Raw genomic sequence first — 14,301 nt, 5'->3', positions numbered from 1 at the left:
GCACCGGCCGGCACGAGCCCGGGGTAGCGTGGTCGGCTGCTCTTGCTAGCGGTGTACCCCACGGCCGTACACTGGCTGGGGGAGTGCTGGCACTCCTCCAGAGCGAGTGCCAAGGCCGGAACGACGGACGAGAGCTGGAGGTGTGCGATGCTCAGCGAACGCAGGCTGGAGGTGCTGCGCGCAATCGTCCAGGACTATGTCGGGACGGAAGAGCCCGTCGGCTCCAAGGCGCTCACCGAGCGGCACAAGCTCGGTGTCTCCCCGGCGACCGTACGCAACGACATGGCGGTGCTGGAGGACGAGGGCTTCATCGCCCAGCCGCACACCAGCGCGGGCCGTATCCCGACGGACAAGGGATACCGGCTCTTCGTCGACAAGCTGGCGGGGGTCAAACCCCTGTCCTCGCCGGAGCGCCGCGCCATCCAGAACTTCCTGGACGGAGCCGTGGATCTCGACGATGTCGTGGGTCGTACGGTACGGCTGCTGGCGCAGCTCACCCGGCAGGTCGCCGTCGTCCAGTACCCCTCGCTGACCCGCTCGACGGTGCGGCACGTGGAGTTGCTGGCGCTGGCGCCCGCGCGGCTGATGCTCGTCCTGATCACGGACACCGGACGGGTCGAGCAGCGCATGATCGACTGTCCCGCGCCGTTCGGCGAGACCTCGCTCGCGGACCTGAGGGCCCGGCTCAACAGCCGGGTGGTCGGGCGCCGCTTCGCGGATGTCCCGCAGCTGGTGCAGGACCTGCCGGATTCCTTCGAGCAGGAGGACCGGGGGACCGTCACGACGGTGCTCGCGACCCTGCTCGAAACCCTGGTTGAGGAGACCGAGGAGCGGCTGATGATCGGCGGTACCGCCAACATCACCCGCTTCGGACACGATTTCCCGTTGACCATCCGGCCGGTGCTTGAGGCGCTGGAGGAGCATGTGGTGCTTCTCAAGCTGCTCGGCGAGGCCAAGGACCCCGGCATGACCGTACGGATCGGGCACGAGAACGCCCATGAGGGGCTCAACTCCACGTCCGTCGTCGCGGTCGGCTACGGTTCTGGCGACGAGGCAGTCGCCAAACTCGGCGTGGTCGGACCGACCCGCATGGACTACCCCGGAACGATGGGAGCGGTACGCGCAGTGGCACGTTACGTCGGACAGATCCTGGCGGAGTCGTAAGTGGCCACGGACTACTACGCCGTACTCGGCGTACGCCGCGACGCATCTCAGGACGAGATCAAGAAGGCATTCCGCAGACTCGCGCGCGAGCTGCATCCGGATGTCAATCCCGATCCCAAGACGCAAGAGCGCTTCAAGGAGATCAACGCCGCCTACGAGGTGTTGTCGGACCCGCAGAAGAAGCAGGTCTACGACCTCGGCGGTGACCCCCTCTCGCAGAGCGGCGGCGGGGGCGCGGGCGGGTTCGGAGCCGGTGGCTTCGGCAACTTCTCCGACATCATGGACGCGTTCTTCGGTACGGCGTCGCAGCGCGGGCCGCGCTCGCGGACGCGGCGCGGCCAGGACGCGATGATCCGGCTGGAGATCGATCTCAACGAGTCGGCCTTCGGCACGACCAAGGACATCCAGGTCGACACGGCCGTGGTCTGTACGACCTGTTCGGGCGAGGGCGCGGCGCCGGGGACCTCGGCGCAGACCTGTGACATGTGCCGGGGCCGCGGTGAGGTCTCGCAGGTCACCCGGTCCTTCCTGGGCCAGGTCATGACCTCGCGGCCGTGTCCGCAGTGCCAGGGCTTCGGTACGGTCGTGCCGACGCCGTGCCCCGAGTGCGCGGGCGACGGCCGGATCCGGTCGCGCCGTACGCTCACCGTCAAGATCCCGGCCGGGGTCGACAACGGCACACGCATCCAGCTCGCGGGCGAGGGCGAGGTCGGCCCCGGTGGCGGCCCCGCCGGTGACCTGTATGTCGAGATCCACGAGCTGCCGCACGCGGTGTTCCAGCGGCGCGGTGACGATCTGCACTGCACGGTCACGATCCCGATGACCGCGGCGGCGCTCGGCACGAAGTGCCCGCTGGAGACGCTGGACGGCCTGGAGGAGATCGACGTCCGGCCCGGTACGCAGTCGGGCCAGTCGATTCCGCTGCACGGCCGCGGTATCACGCATCTGCGGGGCGGCGGCCGGGGCGATCTGATCGTCCATGTCGAGGTGATGACCCCGTCGAAGCTGGACCCGGAGCAGGAACGGCTGCTGCGGGAGCTGGCGAAGATGCGCGGCGAGGAACGACCCACGGGCCAGTTCCAGCCGGGGCAGCAGGGGCTGTTCTCGCGGCTCAAGGACGCCTTCAACGGCCGTTAGGACAACGGGTTTCGCCGGTGGCCCGGGGAGTGCTCCCCGGGCCACCGGCGTTGTCCCCTGGAGCGCCTCGGGGCGTGGTGTCCGCGCCGCGCTTTCCTCTGTCACATGCCGGAGGTGGCACCGATTCGGAGCTGTCATACAAGGCATGACACGATGCCTGCATGTCCTCCGCACTGACCGATCTCTGCCGGTATCCGATCGTGCAGGCCCCCATGGCGGGCGGCGCCTCCTGCCCGCAACTGGCCGCGGCCGTCTCCGAGGCCGGCGGTCTCGGGTTCCTCGCCGCCGGGTACAAAACGGCGGACGGCATGTACGAGGAGGTCAAACAGTTGCGCGGGCTGACCGGCCGGCCCTTCGGGATCAACCTGTTCATGCCGCAGCCGCGCTACGCCGACCGCGCGGCGGTGGAGGTCTACCGCAACCAGCTCGCCGGCGAGGCGACCTGGTACGAGACCCCGCTCGGCGACCCCGACGCCGGACGGGACGACGGCTACGAGGCGAAGCTGGCGATACTGCTCGACGACCCGGTGCCCGTCGTGTCGTTCACCTTCGGCTGCCCGACCAGGACGACGCTCGACGCGTTCGCCCAGGCCGGCACGTACACCGTGGTCACGGTGACCACCCCCGAGGAGGCCCAGACCGCTCAGTGGTCCGGCGCCGACGCCCTCTGCGTCCAGGGCATCGAGGCCGGCGGTCACCAGGGCACGCACCGCGACGACCCGGCCACCGACGGCACCGGGATCGGGCTGCTCTCGCTGGTGACCCAGGTCAGGGAGACCGTGGAGCTCCCGATCATCGCCGCGGGCGGACTGATGCGCGGGGGTCAGATCGCGGCGGTGCTCGCGGCGGGCGCGGACGCGGCGCAGCTGGGAACGGCGTTCCTGGTGTGCCCGGAGTCCGGGGCGAACGCGCTCCACAAGCAGGCCATGACCAATCCGCTGTTCGTCAGAACCGAGCTGACCCGGGCGTTCTCCGGGCGCCCCGCGCGCGGCCTCGTGAACCGCTTCATGCGCGAGCACGGCCGGTACGCCCCGCCCGCCTACCCCGAGATCCACCACCTCACCTCAGGACTGCGCAAGGCCGCCGCCAAGGTGGGCGACGCGCAGGGCATGGCGCTCTGGGCGGGCCAGGGCCACCGCATGGCCCGCGCGCTGCCGGCCGGACGGCTGGTCGAGGTGTTGAACGGTGAACTCGAAGCGACCCGCGCCTCGTTGATGCCGGGTCTGGGCAACGCCTCGTGACCGCCCCTGTCTTCGTCGTCGGGGGCGAAGGACTGCGGGTCGGTACGGTCACCCTGGACGGCCCCGAGGGGCGGCACGCCGTCTCCGTACGGCGGCTGCGCGTCGGCGAGGAGATCGTCCTGACGGACGGCGAGGGCACCGGCGCGTACGGGACGGTCGCGGCCGTCGAGGGCAAGGACCGGCTGGACGTCGCCGTCACCGAGGTACGGACCGAACCCGAGCCCACGCCCCGGATCACCGTCGTCCAGGCGCTGCCCAAGGGCGACCGCGGGGAACTGGCCGTCGAGACGATGACCGAGACCGGTGTCGACGCCATCGTGCCGTGGCAGGCCGCGCGCTGCATCACACAGTGGAAGGGCGAGCGGGGCGCCAAGGCGCTCGCCAAGTGGCGGGCCACGGCCCGCGAGGCGGGCAAGCAGTCCCGCAGGCTCCGCTTCCCCGAGGTCATGGACGCGCGGTCGGCCAAGCAGGTCGCGGCGCTGCTCGCGGAGGCGGACTTCGCCGCCGTACTGCACGAGGAGGCCGCTCCTGGGCCCACGGGCCCGGGAGGTGTCCCCTGCGAGCCGCTGGCCACCGCGCCGCTGCCCGCGGAGGGCCGGATCGTGCTGGTCGTGGGGCCAGAAGGGGGCGTGTCCCCGCAGGAGTTGACGGCTTTCGCGGCGGCGGGCGCGCGGCCGTACCGGCTCGGCCGCAGCGTACTGCGCACCTCCACCGCGGGGACGGCGGCCACGGCGCTCCTGCTCGGCCGCACCGGCCGCTGGTCCTGACGGGCGTCGGACCATCGGCCGGGACCGCCGCGCCCGACCCCACCGGATAGCATGCGGCGTACTCAACTGATCACCAATGGTGCCGAGGAGGCCCGGACCATGGCGGGAGAACCGCAGGCGGACTGCCTGTTCTGCAAGATCGTCTCGGGGGATGTGCCGGCCACCGTCGTCCGCGAGACCGAGACCACCCTCGCCTTCCGTGACATCAACCCGCAGGCGCCGACCCATGTCCTGGTCATCCCGCGGGTGCACTACCCGGACGCGGGCACCCTCGCCGCGGCCGAGCCCACGATCGCCGCCGATGTGCTGCGCGAGGCCGCCGCGGTCGCCGTCGACGACGGGACCGACGGCAGCGGCTACCGGATCGTCTTCAACACCGGCGCCGGCGCGGGCCAGACCGTCTTCCACGCGCACGCCCATGTCCTGGGCGGACGCGGCTTCAACTGGCCCCCCGGGTAGGCGTCTTGTCCGTACGGGAATTGGTCGTGCTGGGCACCGCGAGCCAGGTGCCCACCCGCCATCGCAATCACAACGGCTATCTGCTCCGCTGGGACGGCGAGGGCCTGCTCTTCGACCCGGGAGAGGGCACCCAGCGCCAGATGCTGCGCGCCGGGGTCGCCGCGCACGACATCAACCGCATCTGTGTCACGCACTTCCACGGCGATCACTCGCTCGGGCTGGCCGGGGTCATCCAGCGCGTCAATCTCGATCAGGTACCGCACGAGATCACCGCGCACTACCCGGCGAGCGGGCAGCGCTTCTTCGAACGGCTGCGGTACGCCACGGCCTACCGCGAGTCCGTCGAGCTGACCGAGGCGCCGGTCACCGGCGACGGCGTGCTCGCGCGCACCCCCGCATACACCCTGGAGGCGCACAAGCTCTCCCACCCCGTCGAGTCGTACGGCTACCGCCTCACCGAGCCCGACGGGCGCCGGATGGATCCGGCCCGGCTGGCCGCGCACGGCATCGCGGGACCGGACGTCGGCCGCCTCCAGCGCGAGGGCGTGCTCAACGGCGTCATGCTGGAGGAGGTCAGCGAGACGCGCCGGGGACAGCGCTTCGCCTTCGTCATGGACACCCGGCTCTGCGACGGGGTGCACGCGCTGGCCGAAGGGTGCGATCTGCTGGTCATCGAGTCGACGTTCCTCGACGGGGACGAGCGGCTGGCCACCGACCACGGCCATCTCACCGCCGGCCAGGCGGCGCGGGCCGCGCGGGACGCGGGTGTGGGGCATCTGGTGCTCACCCACTTCTCACAGCGCTACGACGACCCGGACGAGTTCGAGCGGCAGGCCCGCGCGGCGGGCTTCGAGGGCGAACTGACGGTCGCGGCCGACCTCGTACGGGTACCGCTGCCCAAGCGTTCCCGCTGACAGGAGCGTCGATGCCCACCCCACGCCACCGGGACGGCACGCCCGTGCCCGGCAGATCGGGCAGACTGTCCGGATCCGCACGCGACCGGGAGCCCGCCGTGATCACATCCAACGGAGACCCGCAGGAACACTCCGCCCATGTCGACCCGCTGCGCGGACTGCGCGCCCCGGACGATCCCGACTGCGATGTGTATCTGACGGGCACGGTCTTCCTCGACATCATCTTCACCGGGCTGGACAGCGCGCCCGTACGCGGCACGGAGTCCTGGGCGCGTGGCATGGGGTCGAGCCCCGGCGGGATCGCCAATATGGCCACCGCCCTGGCCCGCCTCGGCCTGCACACCTCACTCGCGGCGGCCTTCGGCGACGACCACTACGGCGAGTACTGCTGGGACGCGCTGGAGCAGGGCGAGGGCATCGACCTGTCCCGGTCACGGACGGTCCCCGGCTGGCACTCGCCGGTCACCGTCTCCATGGCGTACGAGGACGAGCGCACGATGGTCTCGCACGGCCACGAGGCCCCGCCGCCCGAAGGGGCCGTGCCCGAGTGCCCGCCGCGCGCCCGCGCCGCCGTCGCCGCCCTCACCCCCGGCCGCCGCGACGAGTGGATCGCCCGCGCCGCCCGCCGCGGAGCGCGCATCTTCGCCGATGTCGGCTGGGACGAGACCGGCCGCTGGGATCTGGCGGGGCTGGCCGATCTGGAGCACTGCGAGGCGTTCCTGCCCAACGCCGAGGAGGCCATGCGCTACACCCGTACCGACTGCCCGAGAGCCGCCGCGCGCGTGCTCGCCGAGCGCGTGCCGCTGGCCGTCGTCACACTCGGCGGGGACGGCGCGTACGCGGTGGACGGCGCCACCGGCGAGACCGCCGAGGTCCCGGCGATCGCTGTGGAGGCCCTTGATCCGACGGGCGCGGGCGATGTCTTCGTGGCCGGATTCGTCACCGGCACACTCGCCGACTGGCCGCTCGCGGACCGGCTGGCCTTCGCGGGGCTGACCGCCGCGCTCTCGGTCCAGGAGTTCGGCGGCTCGCTCTCCGCGCCCGGCTGGTCGGAGGTCGCGACCTGGTGGCAGTACGTACGCACCTCCCCGGACCAGGACCCGGCGGCGCTGCGGCGCTACGCCTTCCTGGAGGAGCTGCTGCCCGCGCCGAGCAGGCCGTGGCCGCTGCGCAGGGCCGTACCGACCATCGGCTTCGGTCGCTCGGCCTGAGCCGGGCGGCGCCCGCCGGTGGCGCCGCCCGCCGCCGCCCGTCGCCGGCGCCGCCCCAGGGGTTTGCCGACGGCACATCGAAAAGCCCTAGGGCTGTGTCAGTGCGGGGTCGTACGCTGGTAGCCCAGAGGTTGTCGAGCAGCGAGAACCCTGCAACGGGAGGTATGCGCAGGCCACAGTGCCGGCCCATGACTCAGACACCCACAGTCAAGACCCCCGCATCGGGGCAGGCACGTGCCCAGTGGACCGTCCCCGCCAAGCACCCCATGGTGACGGTCCTGGGCTCCGGAGACACCCTCCTTCGTGCGATCGAGAAGGCGTTCCCGGCCGCAGACATCCATGTCCGGGGAAACGAGATCAGCGCGACCGGCAGCGCGGCGGATGTCGCGATGGTCCAGCGCCTGTTCGACGAAATGATGCTGGTGCTCCGCACCGGTCAGCCGATGACGGAGGACGCAGTGGAACGCTCGATCGCCATGCTCAGGGCAAGCGAGAACGGCGGAGCGGACGGTCCCGAGACGCCCGCCGAGGTGCTCACCCAGAACATCCTGTCCAGCCGCGGCCGGACGATCCGCCCCAAGACCCTCAACCAGAAGCGGTATGTCGACGCGATCGACAAGCACACGATCGTCTTCGGCATCGGACCCGCCGGTACGGGCAAGACCTATCTCGCCATGGCCAAGGCGGTCCAGGCCCTCCAGTCGAAGCAGGTCACGCGGATCATCCTGACCAGGCCCGCCGTCGAGGCGGGCGAGCGGCTCGGCTTCCTGCCCGGCACGCTCTACGAGAAGATCGACCCGTATCTGCGGCCGCTCTACGACGCGCTGCACGACATGCTCGACCCCGACTCGATCCCGCGTCTGATGGCGGCGGGCACGATCGAGGTGGCGCCGCTGGCGTATATGCGCGGGCGCGCGCAGCCAGTCTTCACCAAGGTGCTGACCCCGGACGGCTGGCGGCCCATCGGTGATCTCCAGGTGGGTGATCTGGTCATCGGGTCGGACGGAGAGCCGACCCCCGTTCTCGGCGTGTACCCGCAGGGTGAGAAGGACATCTACCGCGTCACCGCGCAGGACGGTTCCTCGACGCTGTGCTGCGACGAACATCTGTGGACGGTCCGCACGGCATCCGACCGACGTCGCGACAAGCCGTGGCGAGTCCTTGAGACCAAGGAGATGGTCGGCAATCTGCGGGCCGCACAAGCCCGTCGATACGAACTGCCGATGTTGACAGCGCCGGTGTGCTTCCCGGAGCGCGAGGTCCCCATGGACGCCTATGCTCTCGGCCTGCTGCTGGGAGACGGCTGCCTGACGGGCCGCACCACGCCCTCCTTCGCCACGAACGATCCCGAACTCGCCTCCGCTCTGGAGGGCGCGCTTCCGGGCGTCCGAGCGCGGTGGAAGGGCGGGGTGGACTATGTTCTCAACCGAGTGAAGGTGCAGGGTGACGTCGTCACCCTGGAAAACCCTGTCACGGGAGCTCTCCGCGCCCTGGACCTGCTCGGTACGAAGTCGCACTCGAAGTTCGTACCGGACGACTATCTGTACAACTCGGCAGAGGTCCGTCTCGCGCTGCTTCAAGGGCTGCTGGACGCCGATGGTGGGCCGGTGACCCAGATCGGTCGCACCTCCCGGATCCAGTACACGACGACATCAATCCTGCTTCGCGACGATGTCATCGCACTGGTCCAGTCGCTGGGCGGTGTCGCCTACAGCCGCCGCCGGTCGGCCGAAGGCCGGACACCAGGGAAAGCCGGGGGCCGGGACGTCGTCCACCGCTATGACGCACATACCATCGATATCCGACTTCCCGGAGATGTCGAACCCTTCCGGCTGGCGCGCAAGAGGGAGAAGTACCGAGCCGCCGGTGGCGGTGGGCGGCCCATGCGCCACATCGACAGCATCGAACCGGCGGGCCGCGAGGAATCGGTGTGCATCCAGGTTGCGGCAGCCGACTCGCTCTATGTCACCGAGGACTATCTGCTGACGCACAACACGCTCAATGACGCGTTCATCATCCTCGACGAGGCGCAGAACACCAGCACCGAGCAGATGAAGATGTTCCTGACCCGGCTCGGCTTCGATTCGAAGATCGTCATCACCGGTGACATCACCCAGGTCGACCTGCCGGGCGGCACGAAGAGCGGCCTGCGCCAGGTCCAGGACATCCTGGACGGGGTCGACGACATTCACTTCTCCCGGCTCACATCCCAGGATGTCGTACGGCACAAGCTCGTCGGCCGTATCGTCGACGCGTACGAACAGTACGACAGCGACAACGGGAAGTAGAGCCACAGCGCACCATGTCGATCGACGTCAACAACGAGTCAGGCACCGAGGTCGACGAGCAGGCGATCCTCGACGTCGCCCGCTACGCGCTCACGAGGATGCGTATCCACCCGCTCTCCGAACTGTCGGTGATCGTGGTGGACGAGGCCGCCATGGAACAACTGCACATCCAGTGGATGGATCTGCCGGGCCCCACGGATGTCATGTCCTTCCCGATGGACGAGCTGCGTCCGCCGGTCAAGGACGACGAGGAGCCGCCGCAGGGACTCCTCGGGGACATCGTGCTCTGCCCCGAGGTGGCGAAGAAGCAGGGCGAGGAGGCCCCGACGCAGCACACCATGGACGAGGAGCTCCAACTGCTCACCGTCCACGGTGTGCTGCATCTTCTCGGCTACGACCATGAGGTGCCGGACGAGCGGGCCGAGATGTTCGGCCTCCAGGCGGCCATCGTCGACGGCTGGCGGTCGGAACAGGGGCTCACGGGTCCGTCGCCCGCGCCGACCGTCTCATGACCGCGCAACTGATCGTCGGAGCGGTCGCCCTGGTCGTCGTGGCCTGGCTCGCGGCCTCCGCCGAGGCGGGCCTCGCCAGGGTCTCCAGCTTCCGGGCGGCCGAGGCGGTCCGCTCGGGGCGCCGGGGCGCGGCCAGGCTGGCACAGGTCGCCGCCGATCCGACGCGCTATCTGAATGTGGCCCTGCTGGTACGGGTCGCCTGCGAGATGGCGGCCGGGGTGCTCGTCACCTACGTCTGTCTGGAAGAGTTCGAGGAGACCTGGGCGGCGCTGGTCGTCGCCATCGGTGTGATGGTGCTCGTCTCGTATGTCGCGGTGGGTGTCTCGCCCCGTACGATCGGCCGCCAGCATCCGCTGAACACGGCGACGGCCTCGGCGTATGTCCTGCTGCCGCTCGCCAGGATCATGGGCCCGATCCCCCAGCTGCTGATCCTCCTGGGCAACGCGCTCACCCCCGGCAAGGGTTTCCGCAAGGGCCCGTTCGCCAGCGAGGCCGAGCTGCGGGCGATGGTCGACCTCGCCGAGTCGGAGTCCCTCATCGAGGACGACGAGCGCCGCATGGTGCACTCCGTCTTCGAACTGGGCGACACCCTCGTACGGGAGGTGATGGTCCCGCGTACGGACCTGGTCTGCATCGAGCGGTACAAGACGATCCGCCAGGCGCTCACGCTGGCGCTGCGCTCCGGCTTCTCCCGTATCCCGGTGACGGGGGAGAACGAGGACGACATCGTCGGCATCGTCTACCTCAAGGACCTGGTCAGGAAGACCCATATCAACCGGGACGCCGAAGCCGATCTGGTCTCCACGGCGATGCGCCCCGCGGCCTTCGTGCCCGACACGAAGAACGCGGGCGATCTGCTGCGCGAGATGCAGCAGGAGCGCAGCCATGTCGCGGTCGTCATCGACGAGTACGGCGGCACGGCCGGCATCGTCACGATCGAGGACATCCTGGAGGAGATCGTCGGCGAGATCACCGACGAGTACGACCGCGAACTGCCCCCGGTCGTGGAGCTGGGCGACGGCGCGTACCGCGTCACGGCCCGGCTGGACATCGGTGACCTCGGGGAGCTGTTCGGGCTCGACGAGTACGACGACGAGGACGTGGAGACCGTCGGCGGCCTGCTGGCGAAGGCCCTGGGCCGCGTCCCGATCGCCGGCGCCACGGCCAGCGTCGACCTGCCGGACGGCCGCAGGCTCCGGCTCACGGCCGAATCCCCGGCCGGCCGCCGCAACAAGATCGTCACGGTCCTCGCCGAACCGCTGCGGAAGGAAGCCCAGACCCCGTGACCCCGGCGCAGCTGACGGCGTGCTGCCTGGCACTGAACGGAACGTCCTCGGACGTCCCGTTCCCGCGCAACCCGGGTATCACGGTCTTCCGGGTCGCCACGAAGATCTTCGCGATCTGCTCCCTGGAGGACCGTCCGCTGAAGGTCTCCCTCAAGTGCGACCCGGAGGAAGCGATCCGCCTCCGCGAGACCCACCCGGAAATCGTCCCGGGCTGGCACCTCAACAAGCGCCACTGGAACACGGTCACGGTCGGCCCACTGCCGGCCCGGATGGTGCGGGAGCTGATCGAGGACTCGTACGACCTGGTGGTGGCGGGCCTCCCGAAACAGGAACGCCTGAGACTGGACAGACCCTGAACGACGGGTCCCGGCCCGGGGGCGGCTCAGGGCCCGACGACGGTGAACTCGCGCAGCCGCATGATCAGTTGTCCGGCCCGGACCCAGTGGATGCGCGGATCATCGAAGGCCACGCCCACGACGCCCAGCGGGACAGGCGCCCCATTCCCCGAAGCGTAGAGCGCGCCCCGCACCGGCCCGTTGGGGGCGGTGGGGGGCGCGCTGCCTATGCTCGGCGTATGACTGAGAGCACCGACCCCGGCACCGGCGTCTCCGCCGAGGACCGCAAGATCATTACGCTCGCCCGCAGCGCCCGCGCCCGTAACGGCGTGCCCGAGGGCGCGGCGGTACGGGACGAGACCGGGCGTACGTATGTCGCCGGCACCGTGCGGCTCGACTCGCTCAGGCTCAGCGCGCTGCGTACGGCCGTCGCCATGGCGGTGGCCAGTGGCGCGACCTCGCTGGAGGCGGCGGCCGTCGTCACGGCGGGGGAGACCGTGTCGGACGAGGACCGCGCTGCCGTACGCGACCTCGGCGGGCCCGCGACCCCGGTCCTTCTGGCGGGCCCTGACGGCACGCTCCGGGTGACCGTGACGGCGGGCTGAGCGGCGGGCCCGCGGCGCGCGATCAGCGCGCGGAAAGTGGCGGCGCGCAGGACGTGTGGGGCTTTCTGGTCGGCGCGCGGTAAACGATCGGGGAGAATGGGCGCCATGAGCGCTCGTACCTCTTCGCCCGAGACTTCTCCCGAGGCAGCCGAAGCCCCCCACCGGGCCGGCTTCGCCTGCTTCGTCGGCCGCCCCAACGCGGGCAAGTCCACTCTCACGAACGCTCTGGTCGGCCAGAAGGTGGCCATCACCTCCAACCGGCCGCAGACCACGCGCCACACCGTGCGCGGCATCGTGCATCGGCCCGAGGCGCAGCTGATCCTGGTCGACACCCCGGGCCTGCACAAGCCGCGCACGCTGCTCGGTGAGCGGCTCAACGATGTCGTGCGGACGACCTGGGCCGAGGTCGATGTGATCGGCTTCTGTCTGCCCGCCGACCAGAAGCTCGGCCCCGGCGACCGGTTCATCGCCAAGGAACTGGCCGCGATCAAGAAGACGCCGAAGGTCGCCGTCGTCACCAAGACGGACCTCGTCGACTCCAAGACGCTGGCCGAGCAGCTGATCGCGATCGATCAGCTCGGCAAGGAACTCGGTCTGGAGTGGGCGGAGATCGTCCCGGTCTCGGCGGTCGGCGACCAGCAGGTCGGCCTGCTCGCCGATCTGCTCGTCCCGCTCCTCCCGGAGAGCCCGCCGCTCTACCCGGAGGGCGACCTCACCGACGAGCCCGAGCAGGTCATGGTCGCCGAGCTGATCCGCGAAGCCGCGCTGGAAGGCGTACGGGACGAGCTGCCGCACTCGATCGCGGTCGTCGTCGAGGAGATGCTGCCGCGCGAGGACCGCCCGGCGGACAAGCCGCTGCTGGACATCCACGCGAACGTCTATATCGAGCGCCCCAGCCAGAAGGGCATCATCATCGGCCCGAAGGGCAAGCGCCTCAAGGAGGTCGGGACGAAGTCCCGGAAGCACATCGAGGCGCTGCTCGGTACGCCCGTCTTCCTCGACCTGCATGTCAAGGTCGCCAAGGACTGGCAGCGCGATCCGAAGCAGCTGCGCAAGCTGGGGTTCTGACCGGCGCCTCAATGGCGTTGCCGGGGTGCGTTCCGGCTGGGGCCGGTGGTCGTGTGCGCGGCTGGGGCCGGTGGTCCGTGTGCGGGGGGTCGCCGGGGTGGCGCTCCGGACTCGGATCGAGCCGTGGCCGGATGCGGCGATCTCGTGCCGAGAGGTAGCGTCGGCCAGATGACCAGTGAAATGTCCGGCGAGCTCCTGTCCGACGGTGAACGACTCGCGTGGCAGTCGGCCTTGTCCATGGCAGACATGCTGCGCTCCCTTGTGAATGGTGCGATCGCTCCGGAGACCGGCCTGAGCTCGGCCGACTTCCTGGTGCTGACCCGGCTGCGGGTCGCGCCCGAGTACCGGATCGCCGGCCTCAAGGCGCTGGCGGCCAAACTTGAGTGGTCGCCGAGCCGGCTCTCGCACCACCTCAAGAGAATGAGAACCCGGGGGCTCGTCGATCTCGTGCACGAGAGCGACGGGCACCTTGTGGTGAGCGCCACAGAGGCCGCTCAGCGGACCATGGAGAGGGCGACCGTGCTCCACGCACGCGCGGTGCGTCGCTACCTCCTGTCCCAGGTCACCGACGCCGAGCTGGGCGTCATTGTCCAGGTGGCGGCGCGGGTGCGCGGTCAGCTCTCCGGCGCGGTCAGTGAGACCGCCGATCAGTGAAGTGAACTTTAGGATTGACGTGTCAACCCCCTCGGTGGCAGCCTGCCCCCATGACTGGTGACGCTGTCGAAAAAGTTGATGCCGAAACCACTGAGCCACTGAGTCTGACTCGCAGACGGTTCGTGGCGTTGACGTCCGCCACTGGCCTCGCCGTCTCCGTCGGGCTGACCACGACCGGCGACAGTGTGGCCACGGAGCCGAACACCGTCTCACTGACCGTCAACGGGGCTCACCACACCGTCGTCGTGGACAATCGCACGTCGCTGCTGGATCTGTTGCGCGAGGATCTGCACCTCACCGGCACGAGAAAAGGCTGCGACCAAGGGGCGTGTGGCGCCTGCACGGTGCTGCTGGACGGCCGCCGGGTCAACTCCTGCCTGACGCTGGCGGCGATGCACGACGGAGCCGACCTGACGACCATCGAGGGCCTGGCCGAGAACGGGAACCTGCACCCGTTGCAGCAGGCGTTCATCGACACCGACGCGTTCCAGTGCGGCTACTGCACGTCCGGGCAGATCATGTCCGGAGTGGGCTGCATCAAGGAGGGGCACGTCGGATCCGGTGACGAGATCCGGGAATGGATGAGCGGCAACATCTGCCGGTGCGGCGCGTACCCGAGCATCGTCGCCGCCATCGAGCAGGCCGCGAAGGAGGTTTGAG

General features: G+C 70.0%; 15 protein-coding genes. All 15 read left to right on the top strand.

The window, feature by feature from the left end; all coding sequences use genetic code 11:
* Window positions 1-147 precede the first annotated feature (147 nt).
* Window positions 148-1,164, top strand: a complete 1,017-nt coding sequence (gene hrcA, locus ABTZ59_RS01280) for a heat-inducible transcriptional repressor HrcA (RefSeq protein ID WP_249949309.1) — start codon at window positions 148-150, stop codon at window positions 1,162-1,164.
* Window positions 1,165-2,301, top strand: coding sequence for a molecular chaperone DnaJ (gene dnaJ, locus ABTZ59_RS01275; protein WP_249949308.1), 1,137 nt, complete (start codon window positions 1,165-1,167; stop codon window positions 2,299-2,301).
* 161 nt (window positions 2,302-2,462) lie between these two features.
* On the top strand, window positions 2,463-3,542 hold the full coding sequence (locus ABTZ59_RS01270; protein WP_351387801.1) for a nitronate monooxygenase: 1,080 nt from the start codon (window positions 2,463-2,465) through the stop codon (window positions 3,540-3,542).
* Window positions 3,539-4,309 (top strand): 16S rRNA (uracil(1498)-N(3))-methyltransferase, encoded by a 771-nt coding sequence (locus ABTZ59_RS01265; protein ID WP_351387799.1) that lies wholly within the window; start codon window positions 3,539-3,541, stop codon window positions 4,307-4,309. The genes ABTZ59_RS01270 and ABTZ59_RS01265 overlap by 4 nt, the downstream gene beginning before the upstream one ends.
* Window positions 4,310-4,408: 99 nt before the next feature.
* Entirely contained in the window at window positions 4,409-4,768 is a 360-nt protein-coding gene (locus tag ABTZ59_RS01260; protein WP_249949305.1) for a histidine triad nucleotide-binding protein, read from the top strand.
* 5 nt (window positions 4,769-4,773) lie between these two features.
* Entirely contained in the window at window positions 4,774-5,682 is a 909-nt protein-coding gene (locus ABTZ59_RS01255) for a ribonuclease Z (RefSeq protein ID WP_351387795.1), read from the top strand.
* An 11-nt stretch (window positions 5,683-5,693) separates the two neighbouring features.
* Complete coding sequence (locus ABTZ59_RS01250) at window positions 5,694-6,893, top strand: carbohydrate kinase family protein (RefSeq protein ID WP_351387792.1); 1,200 nt, start codon at window positions 5,694-5,696, stop codon at window positions 6,891-6,893.
* A 188-nt stretch (window positions 6,894-7,081) separates the two neighbouring features.
* Window positions 7,082-9,181, top strand: coding sequence for a PhoH family protein (locus ABTZ59_RS01245; RefSeq protein ID WP_351387789.1), 2,100 nt, complete (start codon window positions 7,082-7,084; stop codon window positions 9,179-9,181).
* 14 nt (window positions 9,182-9,195) lie between these two features.
* A complete protein-coding gene (gene ybeY, locus ABTZ59_RS01240; protein WP_249949301.1) occupies window positions 9,196-9,693 on the top strand; it encodes an rRNA maturation RNase YbeY in 498 nt (165 codons plus the stop codon).
* On the top strand, window positions 9,690-10,979 hold the full coding sequence (locus tag ABTZ59_RS01235; RefSeq protein ID WP_351387775.1) for a hemolysin family protein: 1,290 nt from the start codon (window positions 9,690-9,692) through the stop codon (window positions 10,977-10,979). The genes ybeY and ABTZ59_RS01235 overlap by 4 nt, the downstream gene beginning before the upstream one ends.
* The gene (locus ABTZ59_RS01230; RefSeq protein WP_351387770.1) at window positions 10,976-11,335 is read left to right on the top strand and encodes an MmcQ/YjbR family DNA-binding protein; all 360 of its coding nucleotides are present in this window, start codon (window positions 10,976-10,978) and stop codon (window positions 11,333-11,335) included. Before ABTZ59_RS01235 ends, ABTZ59_RS01230 begins: the two co-directional genes overlap by 4 nt.
* Window positions 11,336-11,553: 218 nt before the next feature.
* The gene (locus ABTZ59_RS01225; RefSeq protein WP_351387767.1) at window positions 11,554-11,919 is read left to right on the top strand and encodes a cytidine deaminase-like protein; all 366 of its coding nucleotides are present in this window, start codon (window positions 11,554-11,556) and stop codon (window positions 11,917-11,919) included.
* A 96-nt stretch (window positions 11,920-12,015) separates the two neighbouring features.
* Window positions 12,016-12,987: a GTPase Era gene (gene era / locus ABTZ59_RS01220; RefSeq protein ID WP_249949295.1), complete on the top strand. Its 972-nt coding sequence runs from the start codon at window positions 12,016-12,018 to the stop codon at window positions 12,985-12,987.
* Between the two features lie 168 nt (window positions 12,988-13,155).
* Complete coding sequence (locus ABTZ59_RS01215; protein WP_351387764.1) at window positions 13,156-13,641, top strand: MarR family winged helix-turn-helix transcriptional regulator; 486 nt, start codon at window positions 13,156-13,158, stop codon at window positions 13,639-13,641.
* Window positions 13,642-13,763: 122 nt separating this feature from the next.
* Entirely contained in the window at window positions 13,764-14,300 is a 537-nt protein-coding gene (locus ABTZ59_RS01210) for a (2Fe-2S)-binding protein (protein ID WP_351387760.1), read from the top strand.
* Window position 14,301: the final 1 nt, after the last annotated feature.

The organism is Streptomyces sp. NPDC094034, from assembly GCF_040303865.1.
Taxonomy (GTDB): Bacteria; Actinomycetota; Actinomycetes; order Streptomycetales; family Streptomycetaceae; genus Streptomyces.
This window is presented reverse-complemented; position numbering and strand designations above follow the sequence as displayed.

What these genes read in the sequence shown, in the direction of transcription:
- hrcA (WP_249949309.1), top strand. Translation starts at nt 148, where the DNA reads ATGCTCAGCGAACGCAGGCTGGAGGTGCTGCGCGCAATCGTCCAGGAC.
- ABTZ59_RS01270 (WP_351387801.1), top strand. Translation starts at nt 2,463, where the DNA reads ATGTCCTCCGCACTGACCGATCTCTGCCGGTATCCGATCGTGCAGGCC.
- ABTZ59_RS01260 (WP_249949305.1), top strand. Translation starts at nt 4,409, where the DNA reads ATGGCGGGAGAACCGCAGGCGGACTGCCTGTTCTGCAAGATCGTCTCG.
- ABTZ59_RS01250 (WP_351387792.1), top strand. Translation starts at nt 5,694, where the DNA reads ATGCCCACCCCACGCCACCGGGACGGCACGCCCGTGCCCGGCAGATCG.
- ABTZ59_RS01245 (WP_351387789.1), top strand. Translation starts at nt 7,082, where the DNA reads ATGACTCAGACACCCACAGTCAAGACCCCCGCATCGGGGCAGGCACGT.
- ybeY (WP_249949301.1), top strand. Translation starts at nt 9,196, where the DNA reads ATGTCGATCGACGTCAACAACGAGTCAGGCACCGAGGTCGACGAGCAG.
- ABTZ59_RS01235 (WP_351387775.1), top strand. Translation starts at nt 9,690, where the DNA reads ATGACCGCGCAACTGATCGTCGGAGCGGTCGCCCTGGTCGTCGTGGCC.
- ABTZ59_RS01225 (WP_351387767.1), top strand. Translation starts at nt 11,554, where the DNA reads ATGACTGAGAGCACCGACCCCGGCACCGGCGTCTCCGCCGAGGACCGC.
- era (WP_249949295.1), top strand. Translation starts at nt 12,016, where the DNA reads ATGGGCGCCATGAGCGCTCGTACCTCTTCGCCCGAGACTTCTCCCGAG.
- ABTZ59_RS01215 (WP_351387764.1), top strand. Translation starts at nt 13,156, where the DNA reads ATGACCAGTGAAATGTCCGGCGAGCTCCTGTCCGACGGTGAACGACTC.